The following is an 18,766-nucleotide window of genomic DNA, read 5'->3' as shown; positions in this document are numbered from 1 at the left end:
CGGGCCCGGACCTTTTGGGCGGTGGTGGACGGAGGCAACGTCTAGTCGACGTCGACTCCGGTTGGATCGTCACCGGACCAAGCGGCACCGCCGCGGCCGCGCCCGCGACCGCGGCCACGGCTACGCCCACGAGCACGAGCACGAGCACGAGCGCGCTCGCTCTTGATCTCCGTCCCGAAGCAGGAAAACGCCACGGCCCGTCCCGTGCACAGGGGGTGTGCGGAGAGCCGGCCATGGATGGCCGGCGCCCGGCCGCTGGGAGCAGGACGCGGAGACGGCCGGCGCAGCACACCCCCTGTGCGCGGGACGGGCAGCGCGGACTAAAACGGAGAAATGCGCGGCACGGGCAGCCAGAATCAGGACGGAGCTGCTCCAGACGCAACAAATTGGTCCCGCGCTGCCGTCGATCGCGGCTGTAGCCGCTCCCACAGGCTCGGGAGGCGCCGCTCCCACAGGCTGGGGAGGCGCCGCTCCCACAGGCTGGGGAGGCGCCGTTCCCACAGGCTGGGGAGGCGCCGTTCCACGGGATTGGCCCCGGGGCGTGCGAGCCCTGGTTGGGAGAAGAACCTTTTTTGGCCCGCGCTTGCCTACAGCAGCGCGAGATACCGGCGGACGGTCATGGCCAGGCCCTCGTACAGCGCTTCCCCGATCAGCGCATGGCCGATCGAGACTTCCTCGACGCCGGGCACGGCAGCCAGGAAGTCGGCGAGGTTGGACTGGCTGAGGTCGTGGCCGGCGTTGACGCCCAGTCCTGCGGCGCGTGCGCGGCGCGCGGTTTCGGCGCAGGCGGCGAGCGCGCCGGTTGCGCTGCCGGCGGCGTGCTCTTCGGCGAAGGGGCCGGTGTAGATCTCGATGCGGTCGGCTCCGGTGGCGGCGGCGGCTTCGATCGCGGCGCCACCGGCACCGGAGTCGGCATGTGCATCGGCGAACAGGCTGACCCGGCAGCCGAGCGCGCGCAGTTCGGCCACGATCGGCGCAAGGCGGGCGCCGTCGCGGACGAAGTCGAAGCCGTGGTCGGAGGTGATCTGGCCGTCGTCGTCGGGCACCAGGGTGGCCTGGGCGGGACGGGCCTCGCGGCACAGGGCGATGAATCCCGGATAGCCGGGCCGCGGCGCCGCGAACGGGTTGCCTTCGAGATTGAGCTCAAGCCCGCGCCCGGAGGCGAGCCCCGCCAGCGCCATGACATCGTCGGCGCGGGCGTGGCGCGCGTCGGGGCGCGGATGCAGGGTCAGGCCGTGGGCGCCGGCATCAAGGCAGGCACGGGCCGCGCGCAGCATGTCGGGTTCGCCGCCGCCGCGTGAGTTGCGCAGCACGGCGATCTTGTTGAGGTTGACGCTGAGCCGGGTCATGGGGGCAGGATACCCGTCCCCGTGCGCCCGGCGGCAGGGGTTCAGCCGTGCGGGGGTTCGCCGGTCCGGGCCTGCCCGGCGATGCGGCGCGCTTCCGCCTGCTCGCGCAGGCGCTTCAGCTCGACCGGATCGAGCATCATGCTGTCGTCGCGCGACTGGTTGCCCACGCGCTGCGCGAGCAGGCCCAGCACCCAGGCCACGGTGGCAGCCAGTGCCACCAGCAGGCAAAGCACGGCAAGCACCATCGACGACGCGTTCAGCGCCACGGCGAACGCGGTCACGGCCAGCAGCAGGAACAACCAGGGCATCGCACGCCTCCACGGGAACTGTCCCGAAGTCTAGCCGCTGCCGGCGCGCGCGCGTGCGGCCGCCGGGCGGTGGCAGCGTGCCGCCGGTCGCAGAACCGGGCGCACGGATGGCTTACAGCAGCGGCGACATCAGACGCGCCAGGGCTTCGGGCAGGCGCGCGCGCAGCAGCGGGCGTTGGCGGCCGCGCTGCACCCTCGGCGCATGTGCCAGCTCGCCTTCGATCAGCGCGGCGAGGGCTGCGGCGATGCCGGGATCGTCGAAGAGCACCGAGACCTCGAAGTTGAGGCGGAAGCTGCGGTGGTCGAAGTTGGCGCTGCCGATCACGACCAGTTCGTCATCGACCAGCAGCGATTTGCTGTGCAGCATGCGCGGGCCGTATTCGTAGATCTTCACGCCCGCGACCAGCAGCGGGCCGAAGTAGGAGCGTGCGGCCAGCGTCACCAGCTTCGAGTCGCTGTCGCGGGGCACCACCAGGCGCACGTCCAGGCCTGCCAGCGCCGCCGAGGTCAGCGCCATCATCGCGGCCTCGCCGGGCACGAAGTAGGGCGTGGTCAGCCACACGCGGTGCTTCGCGGCCTGGATCGCCGAGACGTGCAGGCGGTGGATCGCCTCCCAGGGCGAATCCGGGCCGGACACCAGCACCTGCGCGCGGACCGGGCCTGGCGCGGCTTCGCGCGGCGTGTCGCGGGCGACGTCGGACAGGAAGGCATGGTCGCCGGTGGCATAGGCCCAGTCCTCGCAGAACACCAGCTGGAGCACGCGCACCACGGCGCCCTCGAGGCGCAGGTGAAGGTCGCGGTAGGCGGAGTCGCCCAGGCGTTCGTCCTGCTCGTCGGTGACGTTCATGCCGCCGGTGTAGGCCACGCATCCGTCGATGACCACGATCTTGCGGTGGGTGCGCAGGTTCGCCCATGGCCGCCGCCAGACGTGGCCGAAGCGCATCGGGTGGAACCAGGCGAGCTCGCCGCCGGCCTCGATCAGCGGCTTGAAGAACCGTCGCGCGTTGGCCGACCCGATCGCATCCAGCAGCAGCCGCACCCGTACGCCGGCGCGGGCGCGCTCGACCAGGGCGTCGCGCAGCGCGGTGCCGGTGCGGTCGGCCTCGTAGATGTAGTACTCCAGGTGCACGTGCTTCGTGGCCGCGGCGATATCGGCCAGCAGCGCCTGGTACTTGGCGGCACCGTCGACCAGCAGGCGCACGTCGCGCGCGCTCGACTGCGACAGGCCGGTGGTGGCGGTGGCCAGGCGCGCGAGTTCGGCGGCGTCGGCGTGGGCGGCGTCGGCGAAGGCTTCGCCGGCCGGCGCCGACTGGCGGCTGCGTGCGCGCCGCAGCCGCTGGCGCTCGATCCTCTGCGGCCCGAAGACGTGGTAGATGAAGAGGCCCAGGTAGGGCAGCAGAGCCAGGCCCAGCAGCCAGCTGAGGGTGGCCACCGGTTCGCGCTTCTTGAGGATGATGACGCCGCCCAGCAGCACCAGGTACGCGGCCCAGGCGGCGACCAGCCAGGCGCCAAGGTGCGGTATCGAAAGCAGTGCCTGCCAGGCTTCGCGCAACGCGTCCACAGAGCGCTCCCCTGTCGCAGGAGCTGCGACAACTGCTGCGTAGGCTAGCCCGATGCGCGACGATGGCAAAGCGAAGCTTGCGGTCCTGGGTGCCCCGAAGGGCCGCGGCTCGGCGTCGTGGGAGCCGGGCCGCTTCGAGCAGCGCAGCGCCACCCGGGCGGACGACGGCTGGGGCTCCGGCCACGACTTCTCGGACGCCAGCGGCGAAGCGCTCGACCCCGGCCCGGACACCGTGGTCACGACCGAGCGTGCGCGCAGCATCATCAGCCGCAACCAGTCGCCCGATGTCGGCTTCGGCCAGTCGATCAATCCCTACCGGGGGTGCGAGCACGGCTGCGTCTACTGCTTCGCGCGTCCGAGCCACGCCTACCTCGACCTGTCGCCGGGCCTGGATTTCGAAACCCGGCTGTTCGCCAAGACCAATGCCGCCGAACTGCTGCGCGCGGAGCTGGCGCGCCCGCGCTACCGCTGCGCGGTGATCGCGCTGGGGGTGAACACCGACGCCTACCAGCCCATCGAGCGCAGCCGGCGCATCACCCGTGCGCTGCTTGAAGTGCTGTCCGAGGCCCGCCATCCCGTGCACCTGATCACCAAGAACGCACTGGTGCTGCGCGACCTGGACCTGCTCGCGCCAATGGCCGCCGACGGCCTGGTGCAGGTGGCGGTGTCGGTGACCACGCTCGACAACCGGCTGGCCGCACGCATGGAGCCCCGTGCCTCTGCGCCGCATACCCGGCTGAAGGCGATCGCCGGACTGCACGAGGCGGGCGTGCCGGTCAGCGTGATGGTGGCGCCGGTGATCCCGGCGATCACCGACAGCGAGCTGGAGGCGATCATGGCCGCCGCGCGCGAGGCCGGTGCGTCCGACGCGTCGTACGTGCTGCTGCGCCTGCCGCATGAACTGAAAGCGATCTGGCGCGAGTGGCTGGCCCTGCACTATCCCGAGCGCGCCGCGCATGTGATGAGCCTGGTCGCGCAGATGCGCGGCGGACGCGATTACGACAGCGCCTTCGGCAGCCGCATGCGCGGCCAGGGGCCCTTCGCGCAGCTGCTGGCGGCGCGTTTCAGCCGTGCCTGGCGACAGCTCGGGTTCGCGCATCTTCCGGCGCTGGACTGCACGCGCTTCGTCGCGCCGCGGCCTGCCTCGCCACAGGGCCAGCTGTTCTAGGGGGCGTCCAGCCAGGGTCGGGAATTCACGGATCCTACACGCCACCACGACGGCGCGGTGGTGTACGGTTCCGCGATGAGACAGGATCCAACCCATGCACCGCCGCCTGCCGGTGGCGCGGGGGTCGATACGCACGACCCGTCCACGGACGTGGGCGACACCACCGCGGCACGACTGAGCGAATGCGAAGCGCAGCTGGCCAGCGTCCTGAAGGACCAGGCCCTGGTGTCGTACGGCATCGCCCATGACCTGCGCGCGCCGCTGCGCGCGATCGAGGGCTTCTCCGCGATGCTGGAGTCGGGGTCCGGCGAGGCGCTGGACGCGACCGGCCGCGACTACCTGGCCAGGATCCGCGCCGCCGCCGCACGCATGGCTTCGCTGCTGGACGCGCTGCAAGCGCTGTCACGGGCCTCGCACGACCATCTGACTGTCGCCGACGTCGACGCCAGCCTGCTTGCCGACTGGGCGCTGATGGAACTGCGCGATGCCGATCCCGGGCGCCTGGTCGAAGCCAGCGTGCAGCCCGGCATGCGCGCGCGCGCGGACGAACGCCAGCTCAAGCTCCTGTTCGACCATCTGCTCCACAACGCCTGGAAATTTTCCGGCGCTCGCGACGCGGTGCGCATCGCCATCACCGCCGAACGCCACGGCGACCGCGTGCGGATCCACGTCCGTGACCAGGGCAGCGGCTTCGACACCAGCCATGCCGGGCGCGTGTTCGAACCCTTCCAGCGCGTCCACGGCCCCGACGAGGGCGGCGGCCATGGCCTGGGACTGGCGATCGCGCAGCGCATCGCCACGCGGCTCGGCGGCGGTCTCGGGGTCGACTCCGAGCCCGGCCGGGGCAGCGTGTTCCACGTCGAGCTTCCTGCCGCCCAGGACGCCCGGCCGTGATGAGCACCAGGCCGATCCTGCTGGTCGAGGACAATCCGGACGATGTGGAGCTGACCCGGATCGCGTTCGCCGAAGCGAAAATCGCCAACCCGCTGCACGTCGTCGACAACGGCGTGGACGCCCTGGACTACCTGTTCGCGCGCGGCAGGCATGCCAGCCGCGATCCCGGTGACCATCCTTCGCTGGTGCTGCTGGACCTCAACATGCCGCGCATGGATGGCCGCGAGGTGCTGCAGGCGATCCGCGCCGAGCCCAGCCTGCGCAGCCTTCCGGTGGTGGTGATGACGACCAGCGCCGAGCCCTTCGACGTCGAGGCCTGCTATTCGCTGGGTGCCAACAGCTATATCCGCAAGCCGGTCGATTTCGGCCAGTTCATGTGGGCGGTGAAGCAGGTGGGGATGTACTGGCTGGTGCTGAACCATCCGCGCGAGGGCTAGTTGTTCGCCAACCGGAAGGCCGGGAAAGCCTCTTACGCACCGGCAAACAGCGCCTCTGCGCGCTGGAACAGGATCCAGCTGGTGGCGATGAACTTGTCGCCGCCTTCGGGGCGGTTGCCGCGGTGGGTGTGGGTGAAGGCGGTCGGGGCGATCAGGAGGTCGCCGGTACGGGGTTTGACCTTGCGCTGCTGGAACATGAACTCGGTTTCGCCGGCGTCGAAGCCGTCGTTGAGATAGACCGTCCACAGCAGGTGGCGGTGCAGGGTCTCGGCCTGCGGGTCGCGCGGGTAGAGCTCGCAGTGCCAGTAGGGATAGCCGCCTTCGTCGGCGGTATACCACTGCAGGTTGACCGTGCCGGGGCGCAGGCAGGCCATGGCCAGCTTGCCGAGTGCACGCGCGTCCATGCGCGTGATGTCGTCGGCCTCGAGCCGGCGCAGGGCACCGTCGGCCGCGGGCTGCTGCAGCATCAGCGGTGCGATCAGGACCTGGGGGTAGCGACGCAGGTAGGCGAGCAGGCCGCCATACACCGCCACATTCAAGGTCTGTTCGACGTCGGCCCAGTCGGCGCGGCCGGCCAGGCCGATGTCGCGGCTCTTTTTCAGCTCCGGGAACACGCCGCTGCCGACGCGGCCGGGCTGCAGCGCATCGCTGGCGCGCATGCGCTCGACGATGGCGGCGCAGGTGGCGGCGTCGAGCGCGCCGGGCGTTACTTCGATGAAGTCTGCTGCGGATGCGTGGCTCATCGGAGTGCCTCTGGTCAGGAGGCGTCGTGGTCGCGGTGGTAGCGGGTGGCGGCTTCGACTTCCGACTTCGAGCCGAGGAAGACGGGGACGCGCTGGTGCAGCTGGCCGGGCGCGATCTCCATGATGCGATCGCGGCCGTTGGTGGCGGCGCCGCCGGCCTGTTCGACCAGGAAGGACATCGGGTTGGCCTCGTACATCAGGCGCAGCTTGCCGGCCTTGGATGGATCCTTTTTGTCCCAGGGATAGATGAAGATGCCGCCGCGGGTGAGGATGCGGTGCACGTCGGCGACCATCGAGGCCACCCAGCGCATGTTGAAGTCCTTGCCGCGCGGGCCCTCCTTGCCGCAGAGCAGGTCGCGCACGTAGTCCTGCATCGGCGCTTCCCAGTGGCGCTGGTTGGACATGTTGATCGCGAACTCCTTCGTCTCCTCCGGGATGCGGATGGCCTCGCGGGTGAGTACGAAGACGCCCTGTTCGCGGTCGAGGGTGAAGGCGTGGGTGCCGTGGCCGAAGGTCAGCACCAGGGTCGTCTGCGGCCCGTAGACGCAGTAGCCGGCCGCGACCTGGGCGGTGCCGGGCTGCAGGAAGTCCTCGTCGCAGGCGGCGGTCACGCCCTCGGGACAGCGCAGCACGGAGAAAATGGTGCCGACCGAAACGTTGACGTCGATGTTGCTGGAGCCGTCGAGGGGATCGAACAGCAGCAGGTAGTTGCCGCGCGGGTAGGCGTCGGGGATGGGGTGGCAGTGCTCCATTTCTTCCGACGCGCAGGCCGCGAGATGGCCGCCCCAGGCGTTGGCCTCGAGCAGGATGTCGTTGGACAGGACGTCGAGCTTCTTCTGCGCCTCGCCCTGCACGTTGCCGGTGCCGGCGTCGCCGAGCACGCCGCCGAGCGCGCCCTTGCCGACCGCGATCGAGATGCTGGTGCAGGCGCGGGCGACCACGGCGATCAGCTGGCGCAGGTCGGCATTGATGCGTCCGGCGCGCTGCTCCTCGATCAGGTGGCGGGTGAGGGAGACGTGGCTGGACATCGCGGACCTGCGCAGTGGCGGACGGGGCGCCATTGTCGCCCAAGGTGCGGCGGGCTGCAGGGCCCTGCGGAAGCGGCTGCGGGACGCCGTGGTGTCAGCGGCGGTCGAACTGCCACTCGAGGCCGAGGAGCCAGGTGCGGTCGGCGCCGGGTTCGTAGAAGCGGCCGTTGCCTTCGTTCACGATCACCGAGCCGATGTGGTCGCGGTCGAGCAGGTTGTCGATGCGCGCGAACAGGCGAAGCGGACCGCTGGCGGTATTCCAGCTGCGCGAGGCCTCGACGTGCAGCAGGCCGTAGCCCGGTGCGGAGGCGGTGCCGGCATCGTTGACGGCGACGTTGCCGAGGGCTTCACCCTCGAGCGCGGCGCGCCAGGGGCCGCCGTTCCACTGCAGGCGGGCGAAGACCTGGCGCTCGGGGACGCCGGGGATCCGGCGGTTGGAGTCGCCGGTGCCGCCGATGCAGGCATCCGGGGCGGTGGCCGCGCCGCCGCAGCCGCGGAACTCCGCGTCCAGCTGCGTCGCCGCCAGCCGCAGGTCCCAGGCCTCACCCAGCGGCTGCAGCCAGGACAGCTCCACGCCCTGGCGGCGCGCGCCGCCGGCATTGCGGTAGCTGCTGCGGCCGGAGACGTTGCGGGCGACCGCGATCTCGTCATCGGTATCGGCGCGGAACAGCGCGGCCTCGAGCTGGCCGCCGGCAGGCATGCGCCACTTCATGCCGAACTCGTAGTTGTCGCTGACTGCCGGCTGCAGGTCGAAGGCCAGGCCCGCGCCGCCGTCTGCGCGATAGGAAAGTTCGTTGAAGGTGGGCGTCTCGAAGCCGCGGCCGGCCGAGGCGTAGATCAGCAGGTGCTCCGAAGGCGCGAAGGTGATGCCCGCCACCGGCGAGGTCTCGCTGAACTCCACGCGGCCGCTGTCGTCGGGATTTCCGGCGGCGACGTAGCGGTCGCGAGAGGTGAACTCGACCTCGCTGTGGCGCGCGCCGAGCAGCAGCGACCAGCGCGGCGCGAACTGCCACCAGGCCTGGGCGTAGACATCGTTGGCGTCGACGCGGTTGCGCTCGTCGCGGCGCAGCGCACCGCGCACGCCGAGCGCGTCGCCAACGAAATTCTCGAAGCCGCGGCGCTGCTGGCGCTGGCGCTCGCCGTTGACGCCAAGGGCGAACTCCAACGGCCGCTCCGCGAGCGAACCGCTCCAGGTCCAGCGTGCGTCGTAGCCGGCGTAGCGGTTGTCGAGGCTGATCACACCGCCGGAATGCAGCGGATTGCCCTGCGGCGCCGGCGGGATCGGCAGCACCTGCGTCACCTCGCGGTCGCCGCCCCAGGCCGAGACGCGCAGTGCGTGCGCCTCACCGAAGCCGTGCTCGTAGACCGCGCCGGCCTGCGACTGGCGCACGCTCTTGCGGGTGTCATAGATGTGCGCGTTGGCGACCGCCTGGCGCGGGTTTTCGCGCACCTGCGCGGCGGTGAGCCCCAGCGGATCGCGCGCCTCGGGGATGTCGACGTGGTTGAGCACCAGCGACAGCCGTCGGCGCTCGCCCAGGTCGAAACCGAGCTTGAGGTTGGCGACGTCGCGCCGCGCCGCGGAATGGTCGCGCCAGCCATCGGTGTCCAGGCGCGACACCGCGAAGTTGTAGCCGACGACATCGTTGCCGCCAAGCAGCCGCGCGGCAGCCGTCCAGGTGCCGTCGCTGCCCACGGTCGCGCGCAGCGACCAGGGATCGCCGGGCTGGCCGTCGGCGCTGTGGATCGAGACCACGCCGCCGGACGAGTTGCCGTGCAGGGCCGAGTACGGCCCGCGCAGCACTTCGATGCGCTCGGCGCCGGCAAGGCTGAAGTGCGAAAGCTGGCCCTGGCCGTCGGGCATCGAGGCCGGGATGCCGTCGGCGTACAGGCGCAGGCCGCGCACGCCGAAGGTCGCGCGCGAACCGAAGCCGCGGATCGAGAGCTGGGTGTCCTGCGCGAGGTTCTGGCGGTCGCGCGCGAGCAGGCCGGGGATGCCGCGCAGGGCATCGGCGACATCGGCGTTGGCACCGGAGATGTCGCCGGCGAGGTTGATGGTGGCGGTGGAGGCGGGCGTGTCGAAGGCCGGGACCGAGCGCAGGCGGGTGGCTTCGACGACGATCGCGTCGAGGGTGGTGGAGTCGGCTGCGGCGCCGGGGGCCGTGTCCGCTGGGCCCTGGGCGAGGGCGGGCGCGGCGGCGAGGATGAGGGCGATGGCGAAGGGCAGCATTGCCGGCGCGGAAGCGGCCGGCCGCAGAGGGGGCGTCAATGTCATGCCGACATTGTCTCCCGCGGCAGCGGGAGATGGCGTGCAAGTGCGGGAATGGAGTGTTCCCGCCAGCCGTCAGACGTCGCCCTCGGTGGACCAGCCTTCGCCGGTGCCGCGCTGATAGGCGTGGTCGGTGTCGAGCACGGTGCCGGCCGGAATCGAGTCCTGCTCGGCCAGCCGGGCGTAGATCGGAGTGAAGTCGGGCTCGGTGGCCGCCATCAGCTGTTCGAAGCTGTCGATGACGAAGTAGGTTTTCTGGTAGGTGTCGATGCGGTAGCGCGTGCGCATGATGCGCTCGAGGTCGAAGCCGATGCGGTTGGGCGCCGGCGACTCCAGTGAATGCACCGACTCGCCGCTGGACGAGACGATGCCGCTGCCATAGATGCGCAGTTCGCCGGCCTCGCGGATCAGCCCGAACTCCACCGTGTACCAGTACAGCCGCGTCAGGTTCTGCAGCGCGTCGGCGCCGATGGCGTGCGCCTTGACCCCACCGCGCCCGTACGCCGCCATGTAATCGGCGAACACCGGGTTCATCAGCAGCGGCACGTGGCCGAACAGATCGTGGAAGAGGTCGGGCTCTTCGATGTAGTCGATCTGGTCCGGGCGCCGGATCCACCAGGTGACCGGGAATCGGCGGTTGGCGAGGTGCTCGAAGAAGTCGAGTTCAGGCAGCAGGCCCTCGACTCCGATCAGCCGCCAGCCAGTGGCCGGCTCCAGCACGGCGTTGAGATCGGTGTACCTGGGGATCCGGTCCGGCGTCATTCCCATCGCATCCTGCGCGCGCAGGAACTCAGCGCTGGCGCGCCCGACCAGCAGCTTGCGCTGGCGTTCGAACAGGGTTGCCCAGGTGGCATGGTCCTCGGCGGTGTAGCCAGCCCAGTCCTGGTCGACCACGCCGGTGGCGTACACCGGCACCTTGCCCTTGTCGGTGTGGAGGTTCTCGAGGCGACGGGGCTGGGCCGGATTGGGCGTGGACATGGAAGACTCCGAAATGGGCGCGGACGTGACCTGCAGTACCGGCGAAGGCAGCTTTGTGCGTGTCAGGACCGCTATCCATCGACTCTAGCCGCATACGGGCGCAAGATGCTTGCATTCATTGCGCCACAGGCCGCCTGCGACGCAATAATGTTGCATACAACGATGGAGAGCCGGATGGCCCCGACCGACATCCTCGACCGCATCGACATCCAGCTTTTGGGCGAACTGCAGCGACAGGGCCGCCTCAGCAACGCAGACCTTGCCGAACGCGTGCACCTGTCACCGTCCGCCTGCCTGCGGCGCGTGCAGCGGCTCGAGCGCAGCGGCGTGATCGCCGGCTACCGCGCCGAAGTGGACCCCGAGCGCCTGGGCCTGGGTCTGACCGCCTTCGTCCGCATCCGCCTCAACCACCACGACGCCGCCGCCGTGGCCGACTTCGCCCGCGGCGTGAACGAGTGGGACGAAGTCGTCGCCTGCCACGCCCTGACCGGTGACATGGACTACCTGCTGCAGGTGATGGTGACCGACCTCGAGCATTTCTCCCGCTTCCTTCTGGACCGCGTACTCGCCCGCCCGGGCGTGGGCGACGTGAACTCCAGCTTCGTGCTGCGCACCGTCAAGGCGATGCGCGGGCTGCCATTGCCGACCGCGTAAGCGGCTACTCGCGATCGAGCGGGCTGAGTACGCCGCCGGCACCACGCCCGAGCACATGCGTATAGATCTGCGTCGTGGCCACGTCCTTGTGCCCCAGGAGTTCCTGCACCGTGCGGATGTCGTGTCCCGATTCCAGCAGGTGGGTCGCGAACGAATGGCGCAGCGTGTGGCATGTTGCAGGCTTGTCGATGCCGGCCATTGCACGCGCCGACTTCACCGCGCGCTGCAACACGCCCTCGTCGACATGGTGCCGCCGCCGCACACCGCTGCGCGGGTCCACCGACAGCCGCTGCGCCGGGAAGACCCACTGCCAGCCGAACTCGCGCGCGGCCGTCGGATACTTGCGCCCGAGCGCATGCGGCAACCACACCTCCCCGAAGCCGTCCTGCAGATCATGTGCGTGCAGGATGCGCACGCGTTCGACTTGCCCCTTGAGCCCGGCTTCGATCGTGCGCGGCAGCGGCACCCGGCGATCCTTGCCGCCCTTGCCATTGCGCACGATGATTTCCCGGCGCGCGAAGTCCATGTCCTTCACGCGCAGCCGCACCGCCTCCATCAAGCGCATGCCAGCACCGTAGAGCAGGGAGGCCATCAGCCCGGCCTGACCATCGACCAGCGCCAGCAGTGCACGGACCTCCGCATGCGTCAGGACCACGGGGAGCTTCTTCGGGCGCTTGGCCCGCGTGACGGACCCGACCCAGGGCAGTTCCAGGCCGAGGACCTCCTTGTAAAGGAAGAGCAGGGCTGACAGCGCCTGGTTCTGGGTACTGGCCGCGACGTCGTCGCGCACCGCGAGCATGGACAGAAAGGCTTCCACCTCCACGAGGCCAAGATCGCGCGGATGGCGCTTTGCGTTCGCCAGGATGAAGCGACGCGCCCAGCCGACATAGGCCCGCTCGGTTCGTATGCTGTAGTGCTTGGCGCGGCAGCGGATGCGCACCTGGTCGAGCAGGCGCGGAGGTTGCGTTGCAACGGTCCCCGCAGCGTCGATCACGGAGCCGATTACCGCCTCACTTTTGCCCCGGTATGCCATACCGCCTCATCCGTGAGGTATTTTCAGGAAGCATTACCGCGTGAGGCAGGCGCGGCAAGCGGACAAGTGGATGATTTCAGGTGGGATTTTCCCGACGGGAACGCGAGCGTGGGACTACAGTGCAATCTGCTACATTCCGCTTTTGGGATCTACTTAGTGTTAAACATCATGAGGGAAGCGGTGATCGCCGAAGTATCGACTCAACTATCAGAGGTAGTTGGCGTCATCGAGCGCCATCTCGAACCGACGTTGCTGGCCGTACATTTGTACGGCTCCGCAGTGGATGGCGGCCTGAAGCCACACAGTGATATTGATTTGCTGGTTACGGTGACCGTAAGGCTTGATGAAACAACGCGGCGAGCTTTGATCAACGACCTTTTGGAAACTTCGGCTTCCCCTGGAGAGAGCGAGATTCTCCGCGCTGTAGAAGTCACCATTGTTGTGCACGACGACATCATTCCGTGGCGTTATCCAGCTAAGCGCGAACTGCAATTTGGAGAATGGCAGCGCAATGACATTCTTGCAGGTATCTTCGAGCCAGCCACGATCGACATTGATCTGGCTATCTTGCTGACAAAAGCAAGAGAACATAGCGTTGCCTTGGTAGGTCCAGCGGCGGAGGAACTCTTTGATCCGGTTCCTGAACAGGATCTATTTGAGGCGCTAAATGAAACCTTAACGCTATGGAACTCGCCGCCCGACTGGGCTGGCGATGAGCGAAATGTAGTGCTTACGTTGTCCCGCATTTGGTACAGCGCAGTAACCGGCAAAATCGCGCCGAAGGATGTCGCTGCCGACTGGGCAATGGAGCGCCTGCCGGCCCAGTATCAGCCCGTCATACTTGAAGCTAGACAGGCTTATCTTGGACAAGAAGAAGATCGCTTGGCCTCCCGCGCAGATCAGTTGGAAGAATTTGTTCACTACGTGAAAGGCGAGATCACCAAGGTAGTCGGCAAATAATGTCTAACAATTCGTTCAAGCCGACGCCGCTTCGCGGCGCGGCTTAACTCAAGCGTTAGCCCGATGAGACTGACACTCGCCTTCGCTGTGCTTCTCGCCTTGCCAGCGTGCGTGAGCGCAGGAGGCTTTACGGTGCAGCGCGGCGACTGCGCAGGTGCCCCGGCCGATTCGGACTGGAACCGCGTCGAGGCCGCATGGCTCGGCCCCAACACCTTGCGAATCACGGCTTGGGACACGGAGACGCAGACCAGGCGCATCGCTGACGACTCTGGTGTGGCAGACGTCAGCCCAGGCCTGATCACTCTCTCCTACGAACTAGTGCGCACGACCCTGCCTGAGGGCGCGCCCGTTGTCTTCTGCGAAGATTTTGTCCGAGTGGATTTTACCGTTAAGGACTTGCCGAACGACGAGTACCGGATCATTCTCAACAACGGCGAGGGAACCCGCGAGTCATCCGCGGGGGCTAACAATTCGTTCAAGGGGATGCCGCTTCGCGGCACCCCCTAACTCAGGCGTTAGCTGCTAGGAGGGGTCATGCGAGTTGTTGCGAGTGTAGTGCTGGCCATGATGCTGCTTCTAAGTGGCGGCTGCGCATCCATTCCGTTTTCCACTGCCTTAAGCCTGTCGTCCATGTCACCTCGTGCCCTGGCGCAGATTGACCCCGCGCAAGTTCGAGTGAAGATATCCGTGCCGATAGACTTTGAGATCGATGTTCCCGAAAGTCATCTAAGTCTGTCTCTCACGACTTCCTCCGGAACTCGCGCGGCTGCAATGAAACTGACGCTTCTTGGCGTGACTAAGGAATCACGCTCTGGAGGATTGTTCAAAGCAGAAGTTCCTGTGTCCACATACTTGCTTGCTCTGAGCCAGGATGGCGCTCGTCAGCTCCAGTTGCTGCAACGCCAAGTATTGGTGCAGGACCCCACAGGCTTTGAGTTCAGTGTCGGCGCACCATTCTCAAAAGTGCCGACCAACCCCAGCGAGGTTACTCTATGGGCAGACGTAAAACTGTCGGCCACGGAACCCTTTATGCGGCTCATCAACGGTGCAAGGATCAAGTTCGAGCATTCGGCTGCAAGCAGCTAACAATGCGCTCAAGCCGACACCGCATCGGGGCGCAAACCACATGGCAGGTGCAGCTTGCCATGTGCTTCACGCCCCGCTGCGGCGCGGCTTAGCTTAGGCGTTAGGCGGCAAATGTCACTTCGTTCGCGCTTCTACAAACCTGCCATCCGGGCCTACCTCAAGGCCTTGGGATGGCTTCTCCTTTTCGCAGTCGTCCCGTCGGCAATCTACACTTACACCCAGGGCTTCCGGGTCGGCGCATCTGTCTTTCTGGTCTTTGGCCTTACTGCGGCATCGGCTCTCTTGTGGGCGTTTTGGGGCGTCCTCTTTCCCAAAGACATCGGTGGCAACTAGACTGCCGCCTAACGATTCATTCAAGCCGACGCCGCTTCGCGGCGCGGCTTAATTCTGGTGTTAGGCCTTGTTTCCCGCACTGTTGTTGCCGGGTTCCAGGCAATTTGTAGCGCCTCGTTTATCCGCAGCGTTTGCACCTCGCGCGCGCGGTGCAGGCATCGGCAGTCAGTCCTGCAGCACCTCGGCTTCGGACAGGCGTGACCCTCCGCAAGGTTCGACCTGCCGGGTCGGCTTCGGACAGATCCTGGTGAGGCTCCTCGCACACGCGAGCTGTAGTTCTCGCTTCGTAGTTCCAAGGCACGGCCCAGCTGTGCCAAGTTGTTGTAGTGTTTCGGTTCGGGGTTGGGCTGCAGGGGTTCGGCGCAGGTGTCGGGCAGCGGCGGCCTAACGAGTCGTTCAAGCCGATGCCACATCGGGGCGCAAACCACATGGCAGATACAGCTTGCCATGTGCTTCACGCCCCGCTGCGGCACGGCTTAACTCTGGTGTTAGGGCTGATGAGAGACGCTTTCGCAATCTTCTTATCAACAGTCGCCGCTGCTGCTACCCCGGCAGCAATCTTTGCTTTGTATGTCTTCTCACTCCCTCCAGGCAGGCCGGGGACTGTATTCGTTGCCTTCTGCATGTCGTTCATGCTCGCCTTCGGGCACGCCATGATTCTCGGCCTGCCAGCCGCGCTCGCGCTTGTGCATAAGCGGGCGTTTCGCGCCCTACCCATGCTCATCGCGGGTGGAGTTGTTGGGCTTTTGCCTGCTGGCCTATTGTTCTTTCCTTACTCGCCTCCGCGTGACTGGGCGAGCTACTTGACTCTGGCAGGCGCTGCTTTTGGGCTTGGCGCATCGGGCGGTATCACATTCTATGTGGCCCACCGTATCATCAGCCCTAACAATTCATTCAAGCCGACGCCGCTTCGCGGCGCGGCTTAATTCAGGTGTTAGGCCTTGTTTCCCGCACTGTTGTCGCCGGGTTCTAGGCGATCCGTAGCGCATCGCTTATCCGCAGCGTTTGCACCTCGCACGCGCGGTGCAGGCATCGGCAGTTAATCCTGCAGCGCCTCGGCTTTGGACAGGCGCGACTCTCCGCGAGATTCGACCGGCCGAGTCGGCTGCGGACAGAACGCTGTGAGAGTTCTTGGCCGCGCGAGTCGCTGGCTTTGACTTCGCCCCAGCAGGCGCCAGCCTCAGGCCGTTCGGCCAGACTTGTTGTACTGTTCGCCACAGGGGTTGGGCTGCCGCACGTCAGGCGCAGGTGCCAGGTAACGGCGGCCTAACGAGTCGTTCAAGCCGACGCCACATCGGGGCGCAAATCACATGGCAGGTACAGCTTGCCATGTGCTTCACGCCCCGCTGCAGCGCGGCTTAACTCTGGTGTTAGGACTCAGGTGATAGCGATGCGGTGGCTGAGACAGCTATTTGAGCGGGGCAAGCCAACCTCTGAAACGGCGGTTGCATCGGAGATCGTCCATGCATTTGCCGAAGAGCAACAGCGCATTAAGTCGGCCGGCGCGGTTAATAACGAGCACTACACCGACTTCGTGGAGCAAGTGAAGCTTCTGAAGCGCGAGAAGCGCCATGACGAGGCGATAGAGCTGCTCAATCAGCTTGTGGATGCGACAGAAGCGGAATCTCGTGCGGCCGGAGCTGGTTGGGGGGTGGCTCCTTGGTACTACGAGCAGCTGGCCATCATCTACCGCAAAGAACGACGCTATGCGGACGAGGTCAAGATTCTGCAGCGGTACAAACGCCAACCCAAGGCGCCGGGCGCAGGGCCCTCGAAACTCACCGCTCGCTTGGACAAGGCTCGTCAATTGTCGGCTGCTGAGTCCTAACAATGCGTTCAAGCCGAAATTGCATCGCTACGCCAGCCACATGGCAGAAAAAGCTTGCCATGTGCCCGGCTACGCGCTGCAATTCGGCTTAACTTAGGTGTTAGGCGGCATGACGGACTTACTACGAGTTGATGACTTCAGATGCCACGACCAGCATTTGGTTCATGTGCTGCCGGGGCGTGAGCACGAAGCCACCTGCTTTGCACGCCAACTCCTAAATCAAGGGGTGCCTGCGGGGCTCTTCATTCGAGGAGAGGATGTTACGGACTGGGGGTTTCTTGAGGATGCGACCGGAGTTGAGCATTTCGAGTTCGTAGACTTCTCGAAAACTCTCTCTTGCACAAAGCTATTGCCAATCAGCCACGCTAAGTATCTCCGCATAGTCGGCCGGAAGCTCTCTATAGATTTCACGATCTTCACATCGTTACAGACGATTTGCTATCAATGGCACCCCGAATCTTCAGGACTCGAGTCCTTGGATGCGCTGAAAAGTGCGTATCTTTATGAAATTGGCAGCGCCAAGAACGCTAGCCCATTCCCATTGCCGCCAAGCGTTGAGACGCTGCAGTTAGTGAGGTATTTCGCCGAGTCTATTGACTTTATTCACGATATGAATCACTTGGTTGACCTGGAAATAATATACGCGCGAAACCTGCGGGCGTTACCCCCACTGCGGTCCCTTAAACAGTTAGAGCTCAAGAACGTCGGTAGGGACAAGTTCGCATACGACTCAATTCCGGAAAGCGTGGAAGCAATTATCATTGAGGCGTGCGCCCCAGTTCATGACTGGGATTTTGTTCGGAAAATTAGCGGTCTAAAGCGATTGGTCGTTTTCAAGACAAAGTGTGCTGCACCATCTTCCGCTGCCAAGAGTGCATTGAGCCTTGTGCCCCTCCGCGACTTGCCACGTGGAGTAACCTGATGCCGGTGCCGCCTAACAATGCGTTCAAGCCGAAGCCGCTTCGTTCCGCAAAGCACATGGCAGGTAAAGCTTGCCATGTGCTTCGCTCCACTGCGCGTCTCGGCTTAACTTAGGCGTTAGGCCCTTATGGAAACATTCGAAGTAGTCGCAGTTCCAGACGGCGAGGAGCACGCGACAACCTGTTCCTGCTGTGGGCGACCTGTCTATGAGGGCTGCGGAGAGCTCCAATCGCAGGATTTTCTTGTTGCAGACTACTGGTATCGCTGGACCGAGGGGCACGAGGGCCGCTTCACGCTTGCCGTCGGAATCTACGACCAGCATGGGGAGCGGCTAGGCCAAGTGGCTGTTCTTTCCAGTCGCATAGCTGATGGCAATATCATCTACACCGTACTGGACCCAGCTGACTCCCCGTGGACAGATTTTGGCCCCTTTGGTTCAGTCATCCCGCGCGAGCAGGCACTTGCTCTACCCGACCTGTTCAACGTCGTCGATGCAATCGCTGCCAATGAGTCGCGTATCTCTACTAGAATTCTTGCCAGTGGACTACGGGCCTAACAATGCGCTCAAGCCGAAGCCGCTTCGTTACGCAAAACACATGGCAGGTACAGCTTGCCATGTGTTTCGCTCCACTACGCGTCTCGGCTTAGCTTAGGTGTTAGGCCTTGTTCCCCGCACTGTCGTTGCCGGGTTCCAGGCGATCTGTAGCGCCTCGCTTAGCCGCAGCGTTTGCACTTCGCACGCGCGGTGCAGGCATCGGTAGTCAGCCCTGCAGCAGCTCGGCTTCGGACAGGCGCGACTCTCCGCAAGGTTCGACCGGCCGAGTCGGCTTCGGACAGGGTGCAGTGAGAGTACTTGGCCACGCGAGTCGGTGGTTCCGGCCTTGGCCCCGGCAAGTGCCAGCCTGAGGCCGTTCGGCCAGACTTGTTGTACTGTTCGGCGCAGGGGTTGGGCTGTCGCAAGATCGGGCGCAAGTTCGGGGTGCGGCGGCCTAACAAGTCGTTCAAGCCGAAGCCGCTTCGTTACGCAAAACACATGGCAGGTAAAGCTTGCCATGTGTTTCGCTCCACTACGCGTCTCGGCTTAACTCTGGCGTTAGGCCTCAGGAGCTGGCCATGGTCGTGGATCGAATCTTCATAAGCCCTGTGCGAGGCGCTCAACAGGTAGAGTGCGAGCGAATTACCGTGCGAAGTGGGCTGGGTGTTGTCGGTGACAGGAACT

At 65.9% G+C, this 18,766-nt stretch carries 18 protein-coding genes; 10 read left to right on the top strand and 8 right to left on the bottom strand.

All coding sequences use genetic code 11. From position 1 onward, the window contains the following. Positions 1-587: 587 nt before the first annotated feature. The 3 genes from WCD84_RS13555 to cls all read right to left on the bottom strand — a co-directional run bounded on the left by WCD84_RS13555 (position 588) and on the right by cls (position 3,218). Positions 588-1,349, bottom strand: coding sequence for a pyridoxine 5'-phosphate synthase (locus WCD84_RS13555; RefSeq protein ID WP_343281711.1), 762 nt, complete (start codon positions 1,347-1,349; stop codon positions 588-590). A gap of 41 nt (positions 1,350-1,390) precedes the next feature. Further along, positions 1,391-1,657: a hypothetical protein gene (locus WCD84_RS13550; RefSeq protein ID WP_343281710.1), complete on the bottom strand. Its 267-nt coding sequence runs from the start codon at positions 1,655-1,657 to the stop codon at positions 1,391-1,393. Positions 1,658-1,769: 112 nt separating this feature from the next. Beyond that, complete coding sequence (gene cls / locus WCD84_RS13545) at positions 1,770-3,218, bottom strand: cardiolipin synthase (protein WP_343281709.1); 1,449 nt, start codon at positions 3,216-3,218, stop codon at positions 1,770-1,772. A gap of 52 nt (positions 3,219-3,270) precedes the next feature. On the opposite strand from cls, the gene WCD84_RS13540 reads away from it, so the two are divergent. The 3 genes from WCD84_RS13540 to WCD84_RS13530 all read left to right on the top strand — a co-directional run bounded on the left by WCD84_RS13540 (position 3,271) and on the right by WCD84_RS13530 (position 5,717). Continuing rightward, positions 3,271-4,386 (top strand): PA0069 family radical SAM protein, encoded by a 1,116-nt coding sequence (locus tag WCD84_RS13540; protein WP_343281708.1) that lies wholly within the window; start codon positions 3,271-3,273, stop codon positions 4,384-4,386. Between the two features lie 75 nt (positions 4,387-4,461). After that, on the top strand, positions 4,462-5,280 hold the full coding sequence (locus tag WCD84_RS13535; RefSeq protein WP_343281707.1) for a sensor histidine kinase: 819 nt from the start codon (positions 4,462-4,464) through the stop codon (positions 5,278-5,280). Beyond that, a complete protein-coding gene (locus WCD84_RS13530; RefSeq protein ID WP_343281706.1) occupies positions 5,280-5,717 on the top strand; it encodes a response regulator in 438 nt (145 codons plus the stop codon). The genes WCD84_RS13535 and WCD84_RS13530 overlap by 1 nt, the downstream gene beginning before the upstream one ends. A gap of 32 nt (positions 5,718-5,749) precedes the next feature. Here WCD84_RS13530 and WCD84_RS13525 read toward each other — a convergent pair whose 3' ends face one another. The 4 genes from WCD84_RS13525 to phhA form a co-directional block, all read right to left on the bottom strand. Continuing rightward, the gene (locus tag WCD84_RS13525; protein WP_343281705.1) at positions 5,750-6,460 is read right to left on the bottom strand and encodes a 2OG-Fe(II) oxygenase; all 711 of its coding nucleotides are present in this window, start codon (positions 6,458-6,460) and stop codon (positions 5,750-5,752) included. Between the two features lie 14 nt (positions 6,461-6,474). Further along, positions 6,475-7,488: a class 1 fructose-bisphosphatase gene (locus WCD84_RS13520; RefSeq protein ID WP_343281704.1), complete on the bottom strand. Its 1,014-nt coding sequence runs from the start codon at positions 7,486-7,488 to the stop codon at positions 6,475-6,477. Between the two features lie 94 nt (positions 7,489-7,582). Then, positions 7,583-9,715, bottom strand: coding sequence for a TonB-dependent receptor family protein (locus tag WCD84_RS13515; protein WP_343281713.1), 2,133 nt, complete (start codon positions 9,713-9,715; stop codon positions 7,583-7,585). A 114-nt stretch (positions 9,716-9,829) separates the two neighbouring features. Beyond that, positions 9,830-10,732, bottom strand: coding sequence for a phenylalanine 4-monooxygenase (gene phhA / locus WCD84_RS13510; RefSeq protein WP_343256023.1), 903 nt, complete (start codon positions 10,730-10,732; stop codon positions 9,830-9,832). Positions 10,733-10,906: 174 nt separating this feature from the next. On the opposite strand from phhA, the gene WCD84_RS13505 reads away from it, so the two are divergent. Next, a complete protein-coding gene (locus WCD84_RS13505; protein WP_343278676.1) occupies positions 10,907-11,386 on the top strand; it encodes an Lrp/AsnC family transcriptional regulator in 480 nt (159 codons plus the stop codon). 4 nt (positions 11,387-11,390) lie between these two features. On the opposite strand, the gene WCD84_RS13500 is transcribed toward WCD84_RS13505, so the two are convergent. Next, positions 11,391-12,338 carry an integron integrase gene (locus tag WCD84_RS13500; protein WP_343281712.1) on the bottom strand — a complete coding sequence of 316 codons (948 nt, stop codon included), beginning with the start codon at positions 12,336-12,338 and terminating at the stop codon, positions 11,391-11,393. Between the two features lie 249 nt (positions 12,339-12,587). Between WCD84_RS13500 and aadA1 the strand changes: the two genes are divergently transcribed. From aadA1 to WCD84_RS13470, 6 genes are all read left to right on the top strand, one after another. Further along, positions 12,588-13,379, top strand: coding sequence for an ANT(3'')-Ia family aminoglycoside nucleotidyltransferase AadA1 (aadA1, locus tag WCD84_RS13495; RefSeq protein ID WP_001206316.1), 792 nt, complete (start codon positions 12,588-12,590; stop codon positions 13,377-13,379). Positions 13,380-13,442: 63 nt separating this feature from the next. Beyond that, entirely contained in the window at positions 13,443-13,886 is a 444-nt protein-coding gene (locus tag WCD84_RS13490; RefSeq protein WP_343281703.1) for a hypothetical protein, read from the top strand. 27 nt (positions 13,887-13,913) lie between these two features. Then, positions 13,914-14,465 (top strand): hypothetical protein, encoded by a 552-nt coding sequence (locus WCD84_RS13485; RefSeq protein WP_343281702.1) that lies wholly within the window; start codon positions 13,914-13,916, stop codon positions 14,463-14,465. 956 nt (positions 14,466-15,421) lie between these two features. Continuing rightward, positions 15,422-15,724, top strand: coding sequence for a hypothetical protein (locus tag WCD84_RS13480; protein ID WP_343281701.1), 303 nt, complete (start codon positions 15,422-15,424; stop codon positions 15,722-15,724). A gap of 464 nt (positions 15,725-16,188) precedes the next feature. Next, positions 16,189-16,626 (top strand): hypothetical protein, encoded by a 438-nt coding sequence (locus tag WCD84_RS13475; RefSeq protein ID WP_343281700.1) that lies wholly within the window; start codon positions 16,189-16,191, stop codon positions 16,624-16,626. A gap of 109 nt (positions 16,627-16,735) precedes the next feature. After that, a complete protein-coding gene (locus tag WCD84_RS13470; protein ID WP_343281699.1) occupies positions 16,736-17,548 on the top strand; it encodes a hypothetical protein in 813 nt (270 codons plus the stop codon). Positions 17,549-18,766 lie beyond the last annotated feature (1,218 nt).

It is taken from the genome of Luteimonas changyuni (assembly GCF_039548395.1).
Taxonomy (GTDB): Bacteria; Pseudomonadota; Gammaproteobacteria; order Xanthomonadales; family Xanthomonadaceae; genus Luteimonas.
This window is presented reverse-complemented; position numbering and strand designations above follow the sequence as displayed.